The sequence below is a fragment of the Amycolatopsis sp. NPDC089917 genome (assembly GCF_040684635.1).
GTDB lineage: Bacteria > Actinomycetota > Actinomycetes > Mycobacteriales > Pseudonocardiaceae > Amycolatopsis.
This window is the reverse complement of the sequence record NZ_JBFBGL010000025.1, coordinates 1-6,624: the sequence shown is the minus strand read 5'-3', so window position 1 is coordinate 6,624 and position 6,624 is coordinate 1. Positions and strand designations below refer to the sequence as shown.

7 protein-coding genes and 1 pseudogene are annotated in these 6,624 nt (G+C 69.6%); 6 read left to right on the top strand and 2 right to left on the bottom strand.

Features of this window, described 5'->3' with window-relative positions:
* Window positions 1-71: 71 nt before the first annotated feature.
* Window positions 72-521: a hypothetical protein gene (locus AB0N89_RS19510; protein WP_364206262.1), complete on the bottom strand. Its 450-nt coding sequence runs from the start codon at window positions 519-521 to the stop codon at window positions 72-74.
* A gap of 79 nt (window positions 522-600) precedes the next feature.
* Here AB0N89_RS19510 and AB0N89_RS19505 point away from each other — a divergent pair.
* The 3 genes and pseudogenes from AB0N89_RS19505 to AB0N89_RS19495 all read left to right on the top strand — a co-directional run.
* Window positions 601-705 (top strand): annotated as a pseudogene (locus AB0N89_RS19505) (helix-turn-helix domain-containing protein); the annotation flags it as partial.
* Between the two features lie 133 nt (window positions 706-838).
* Window positions 839-1,567, top strand: a complete 729-nt coding sequence (locus AB0N89_RS19500; protein ID WP_364206259.1) for a WYL domain-containing protein — start codon at window positions 839-841, stop codon at window positions 1,565-1,567.
* Window positions 1,568-1,629: 62 nt separating this feature from the next.
* Window positions 1,630-2,022, top strand: a complete 393-nt coding sequence (locus AB0N89_RS19495) for a hypothetical protein (protein WP_020630810.1) — start codon at window positions 1,630-1,632, stop codon at window positions 2,020-2,022.
* An 80-nt stretch (window positions 2,023-2,102) separates the two neighbouring features.
* Here the strand turns inward: AB0N89_RS19495 and AB0N89_RS19490 are convergent, their stop codons facing one another.
* Window positions 2,103-2,804: an IclR family transcriptional regulator gene (locus AB0N89_RS19490; RefSeq protein WP_005158149.1), complete on the bottom strand. Its 702-nt coding sequence runs from the start codon at window positions 2,802-2,804 to the stop codon at window positions 2,103-2,105.
* A gap of 79 nt (window positions 2,805-2,883) precedes the next feature.
* Between AB0N89_RS19490 and leuC the strand changes: the two genes are divergently transcribed.
* The 3 genes from leuC (at window position 2,884) to AB0N89_RS19475 (ending at window position 5,855) form a co-directional block, all read left to right on the top strand.
* Window positions 2,884-4,302 carry a 3-isopropylmalate dehydratase large subunit gene (gene leuC / locus AB0N89_RS19485; protein WP_364206255.1) on the top strand — a complete coding sequence of 473 codons (1,419 nt, stop codon included), beginning with the start codon at window positions 2,884-2,886 and terminating at the stop codon, window positions 4,300-4,302.
* A gap of 32 nt (window positions 4,303-4,334) precedes the next feature.
* Entirely contained in the window at window positions 4,335-4,937 is a 603-nt protein-coding gene (gene leuD / locus AB0N89_RS19480) for a 3-isopropylmalate dehydratase small subunit (RefSeq protein ID WP_364206252.1), read from the top strand.
* 252 nt (window positions 4,938-5,189) lie between these two features.
* Entirely contained in the window at window positions 5,190-5,855 is a 666-nt protein-coding gene (locus tag AB0N89_RS19475; RefSeq protein ID WP_364206249.1) for an HU family DNA-binding protein, read from the top strand.
* Window positions 5,856-6,624 lie beyond the last annotated feature (769 nt).

The window sequence follows — 6,624 nt, the reverse complement described above, 5'->3', positions numbered from 1 at the left end:
GCCGCCCACCGCACCACCCCCCCCCCCCCCCCACCCCGACCACCCCGCCTCACGCCCTGCCGGGCCGGACCTCAAGCCCGGCTGAACTCCATCACCCAGTTGGATTCCCAGGTCTTCCCGCCGTCCGCCGAGAACTCCTGTTCCCACCGCGCCGACGTCCCGGTGATCTCCGACCAGAGGAAATGCGCCTTGATCGGCAGGCCGTCGTGCGTGTCGTCGCCGTAGAAGTCGCCCCGGCCCTCGGCGAAAGTGCCCACCACGGGCGGACAGAGCGACCCGGTCCGGCTGCTCGCCCAGTAGATCGACCACTCCTTCCGGGAGACGTCGAACAGGCGCAGGGTGAAACCGCTGCTCCCCAGCGTCGGGAACACGATCTCCTCGGTGTTGCCGCCACCGCCGAAGATCGGCAGGCACGTGGTCGTCCCCGGGAACTCGTACCAAGCGTCACTGCCCTCGAAAAGGGTCCTCAGCCGCCGGTTGGTGACGTTCCAGGAGCCGGTGAAGAAGTCGAAATCGTTCATGCCGACGATCTTGCGGCGCGACCACTGACATCTTCTGTCAGTGGTCGCTGGCAGACTCGGGGCCGTGCGTGCCGGCCGGATGGTTTCCCTGCTGTTGCTGCTGCAGAACCAGGGGAAGATGAGCGCGGCCAGGCTGGCCGCGGAACTCGGCGTGACCGCGCGCACCGTTTACCGTGACGTCGAAGCGCTGTCCGCCGCGGGCGTGCCGATCTACGCCGAGACAGGGCCGTCCGGCGGCTACCGGTTGCTGGAGGGCTATCGCCACCCGCCTGACCGGTCTCACCGCGGACGAGGCCGAATCCCTGTTCCTCACCGGGTTGCCGGAGCCCGCCGCCGAACTCGGGCTCGGCGCCCAGGTCGCGGCCGCCGAACTCAAGCTGACGGCCGCGCTTCCGACGCCGTACCGGGACGCGTCGACGCGGATCCGGCAACGGTTCCACCTCGACGCGCCCGGCTGGTACTCCGAAGCCGAACCGGTGCCGTGGCTGACCGCCGTGGCGGAAGCGTTGTGGCGGGACAGGGTCATCGAGGTCCGGTACCGCCGCTGGTCGCCGGAGCCCGGCGTCGTCACGCGGCGGCCGCATCCGCTGGGGCTCGTGCTCAAGGCCGGGGCCTGGTACCTCATCGCCTCCCGGCGGAATCAGCCGCGCACGTACAAGGTCGCCTCGATCCAGCGGTCGCGGACGCTGCCGGAGAAGGCCGAGCGACCCGAGGGATTCGAACTCGCCGCGTTCTGGCGCGCGCATGTCGAAGGCTACGAAGGGGCGGAGGAGACCGAGACCGCGCTCATCCGCCTGTCACCGCAGGGGATCGCCGCCCTGCCGGACGTCCTCGGCCCGCGCGCCGCGCGTCTCGCCCGCCGCACCCTCACCGGCGAGGACGCCGAAGGCTGGCGGCGCGCCAGAATCCCGCTGGAGAGCGTGTCCCACGCCGCCGCCGGATTGCTCAAGCTCGGCCTCGACGCCCAGGCGCTGGAGCCCGCCGCGCTGGTCACCCGTCTGACCGAGACCGTGCGCTCACTGGCCCGCCTCTATCCCGGCGGCTGAACCGGCCCCGGATGTGCCATGCTCGACAGCGCACGAAGTGGCGAAACCGAGAGGTGACGAGGGTGTCCATCTGGGCAGGCGTGATCAATTTCGTCCGGGCGCGGTACGAAGTGCTCGAAGAGCGTGACGGCTGGCTCCGGTTCCGGGTCGACACCGGGGAGGGCCGCGGTCAGCAGGTGTCCTTGCACCACTTGCCCGACCACGACGGCGCGGAGTGGGTGGAGATCTCCTCTCCGGTCGGCTGGGCCGACAAGATCGACCTGCGGCGCCTGCTCGAACTGGCGGGCGGCGATTCGGTCGGCGGCGCGGCCGTGGTGGACGGCGTCGCGCTGCTCAAGCACACGATCCCGCTGGTCGATCTGAACCTGCGGAACGAGTTCGAACATCCGCTGAAGTCCCTCGTCATCCGTGCCGACACCCTCGAACACGAGCTGACCAAGGCCGACGAGTTCTGATCCGGCCGGTCCATTCTGGACGGTCCGGGAAACAGTGAAGGCCCCCTGCGCCGCAGGGGGCCTTCACCCGTTTCGAGGCGTCAGAGACGCTCCTGGAGCGCGTCCGCGGCGGCGAGCAGGTCCGCGGCCCAGCGCGCCCCCGGCTTACGCCCTATACGTTCGATGGGCCCGGAAACCGACACCGCGGCGACGACGGTGCCCGTCGAATCCCGTACCGGCGCGGAGACACTCGCCACACCGGGCTCCCGTTCCGCCACGCTCTGGGCCCAGCCGCGACGGCGCACTTCGAGCAGTGTGCGCTCCCCGTACACGGCTTCGGAAAGGATCGTGCGCTGCGTGTGCGGATCCGACCACGCGGCGAGCACCTTCGCGCCGGAACCCGCCGTCATGGGCAGCCGTGAGCCGATCGGCACCGTGTCACGCAGGCCACTGGGCGGCTCCGCGGTCGAAACGCAGACGCGCTGGACGCCGTCGCGGCGATAGAGCTGAACGCTTTCCCCGGTGATGTCGCGCAATTTCGGCAGCACCGAGCTCGCCGCGTCGAGCAGCGGGTCGGTCGAACCGCCCGCCAGTTCCGCGAGCGCGGTCCCCGGGCGCCAGCGCCCGTCGGGGCCGCGGCGCAACAGGCGATGCACCTCGAGGCCGACCGCGAGCCGATGCGCCGTCGCGCGCGGCAAACCGGTCCGCGTGCACAGTTCCGCCAGGCCACAAGGATCTTCGGCCACGGCCTGAAGCACGGCCACGGCCTTGTCGAGTACTCCGATACCGCTATGCTGTCCCACAAGCCGATACTATCTTCCCGAAGTTTGAGATGTCCAGATGGTGGGAAGTACCTATTCCATCGCATGTGAGGAGCCGGAAATGCCCCGGACACTGGCCGAGAAAGTGTGGGAGTCGCACCTGGTGCGGCGCGGCGAGGGGGCCGAGCCCGACCTGCTCTACATCGACCTGCACCTGCTGCACGAGGTCACCAGCCCGCAGGCGTTCGACGGACTCCGCCTGGCGGGCCGGAAACTGCGCCGCCCCGACCTCACCATCGCGACCGAGGACCACAACGTCCCGACGATCGACATCGAGCTGCCGATCGCGGATCCCGTTTCCCGTACCCAGGTCGACACCCTTCGCACCAACTGCAAGGAGTTCGGTGTCCGGCTGCACCCGATGGGCGACGCCGAACAGGGCATCGTGCACGTCATCGGCCCGCAGCTGGGCCTGACCCAGCCCGGGATGACCGTGGTGTGCGGCGACAGTCACACCTCGACGCACGGCGCGTTCGGCGCGATGGCCTTCGGGATCGGCACGTCCGAGGTCGAACACGTGATGGCGACCCAGACCCTGCCGCTCCGTCCATTCAAGACGATGGCCATCACGGTCGACGGGGCTCTGCGTCCCGGCGTCACGGCGAAGGACATCATCCTCGCGGTGATCGCGAAGATCGGCACCGGCGGCGGGCAGGGCTACGTCCTCGAATACCGCGGCGAAGCCATCGAAAACCTGTCGATGGAAGCGCGGATGACGGTCTGCAACATGTCGATCGAAGCCGGCGCGCGCGCCGGGCTCATCGCGCCGGACGAGACGACGTTCGCGTACCTGAAAGGCCGTCCGCACGCGCCGCAGGGCGCGGACTGGGACGCCGCCGTCGAGAACTGGCGCGAACTCCGCACCGACGACGACGCCGTCTTCGACGCCGAGGTGCGCCTGAACGCCGACGAACTCACGCCTTTCGTGACCTGGGGCACGAACCCGGGCCAGGGGCTCCCGCTGGGCGCCGAGGTGCCCGACCCCGAGCGCATCGGGGACGAGAACGAGCGCATCGCCGCTGAAAAGGCCCTGTCCTATATGGACCTGAAGCCGGGCACGCCGCTGCGGGAGATCTCGGTGGACACCGTCTTCCTCGGCTCGTGCACGAATGGCCGTATCGAGGATCTGAGGGCCGCCGCGGACGTCCTGCGCGGGCACAAGGTCGCCGACTCGGTCCGGATGCTCGTCGTCCCCGGCTCGATGCGGGTCCGCCAGGCGGCCGAAGCCGAAGGGCTGGACCAGGTCTTCACCGAAGCGGGCGCGGAATGGCGTCAGGCGGGCTGTTCGATGTGCCTCGGCATGAACCCGGACCAGCTCAAGCCGGGCGAGCGCAGCGCGTCGACCTCGAACCGCAACTTCGAAGGCAGGCAGGGCAAGGGCGGCCGGACGCATCTGGTCTCACCGCTCGTGGCGGCCGCCACGGCCATCCGGGGAACCCTGTCCAGCCCCGAAGACCTGCTGCCCGCCGCCGCTCGCTGACATCGCTGACATCCGCGAAGGAGTTCCCAACCATGGACGCGTTCACCCACCACACCGGCGTCGGGGTCCCGCTGCGCAGGTCCAACGTGGACACTGACCAGATCATCCCGGCGGTCTACCTCAAGCGCGTGAGCCGCACCGGCTTCGAGGACGGGCTCTTCGCCGCCTGGCGCTCCGACGAGTCGTTCATCCTCAACCAAGAGCCCTTCAAGAGCGGGTCGGTCCTGGTCGCGGGCCCGGACTTCGGCACCGGTTCCTCCCGCGAGCACGCGGTCTGGGCCCTGATGGACTACGGCTTCCGCGTCGTGATCTCCTCCCGGTTCGCGGACATCTTCCGCGGCAACTCGGGCAAGCAGGGTCTCGTCGCCGCTCAGGTCGAGCAGGCGGACGTCGAACTGCTGTGGAAGCTGCTCGAAAACGAGCCCGGGACGGAGGTCACGGTGGACCTCGAGTCGAAGACGGTACGGGCCAAGGACTTCACCGCGCCCTTCCAGATCGACGACTACACCCGCTGGCGGCTCCTCGAAGGGCTCGACGACATCGCCCTGACGCTCCGCCACGCGGAGGAGATCGACACTTTCGAGATCCAGCGCCCCTCCTGGAAGCCGGTGACCCTCCCGGCGACCTCCTCCTAGGCCGGTCGAAGGGGGCGGATTCCCTTGCTGAGCAGGGAATCCGCACCTCGGCCGGGGTCCTGGGAGACAGCCCCGAAACCACACCGAACGGCACCTCGAGAGGCCCTGAAGGGGTCCCTCGGGAGGCGGAACAGCCCCCGAGACAAGGGAAATTTCCGCGCGTCGTTTGGAATTTGTGCTGCATTGGTAATACCGTGTGCGCTAAGTCGGCCGACGGGGCCGTGTACAAGTAGTTCTTCTTGGAGGACTGGAATGGCCAACAAGGCCCAGCTGATCGAGGCGCTGTCGGAGCGCCTGGGCGACAAGAAGGTCGCGTCGGAGGCCGTCGATGGCCTTGTCGACATCATCATCCGGACGGTCAACAAGGGCGAGAAGGTGAACATCACCGGCTTCGGTGTGTTCGAGAAGCGCGCCCGCGCCGCCCGCACCGCGCGGAACCCGCGCACCGGTGAGACCGTTCGCGTCAAGAAGACCAACGTGCCCGCGTTCCGCGCCGGCACGACCTTCAAGGACGTCATCAGCGGTTCGAAGAAGCTGCCGAAGGCCACCGCTGTGAAGCGCGCGACCGCCGGCACCACCACTCGGGCCGCCGCCACCCGCGCGACGACGACCCGGACGGCCGCCAGCCGCCCGGCCGCGACGCGTTCCACGACCACGCGGACCCGCGCCGCCGCCACGACGACGCGCGCCGCCGCGAAGCCGGCCGCCAAGGCGACCGCGACCAAGGCAGCGGCCAAGACGACCGCCGCGAAGGCGGCGCCGAAGACCGCGGCCAAGGCCACGACTCGCGCCACCACGGCCAAGAAGGCGACCGCCACCAAGGCCGCCGCGAAGCCGGCCGCCAAGGCGACCGCGGCCAAGGCTCCCGCCAAGAAGGCTCCGGCCAAGCGGACTTCGGCCGCCGCGAAGAAGAAGTAAGCTCCCTCTCCACGAGTGAGCCAACGGCAGGGCCCCGCGCACGGCGCGGGGCCCTGCCGCATTTTCGGTGGCAGTACGCTCCGGCCGTCTCCTTGCCCCGCAACGCCCTTGAACGTCGTCCTGGGGAATCCTGGAGCCCCGAACGGATCTGCGGCGCTCTGAGGACGAATGCGCCGCGATTGTGGCGTCCGAGGCGGTGCGACTCTTCGTCGATCCGCGCGGGTGTCTCGATCACTCCGATGGCGCATCGCCTCGTGCCCGCCGAGCGGCCCTCCACAGTGGAGCGACGAGCGGTCGCAGGGGACCGTCGCCGCTGGACAACGCCTCGCGCCCCGGATCCCGGGGCGGTGGCGGAACTCACTTCGCCGCGAATCCGCCTGCCTGACAGGCACTTCGGGCCGGGCGATCTCCGCTTCCCCTGGGACACGGCCGGAGTAGCGGCACGTCACCCACGTGGGGGAGTCGTGCCGGGAAAATGGTGCGGGGGTGAGCATCGGCCGGGTGGGTCGTGAGTGGCAAGTCGCGTTCTAACGACACTTGCCACTCACGACCACCCCGGCCGAGGGAGTCGTGAGTGGCAGGTCGCCCCCGACGGATTTGCTCCGGGGCGGGTGGACAGCGTCGGTGAAGGTTTCAGATAACCGCCTCGCGACCCGGTACGGCTTGACGGAAGGCGGTGTGGGGGGGGGGCCCCACGGGGCCCCCCACGCCCCCCCAAAGTGGTGTTTGGGAACCACAAAGACCCCCCGCCACCCCCCCCCCCCCCGCG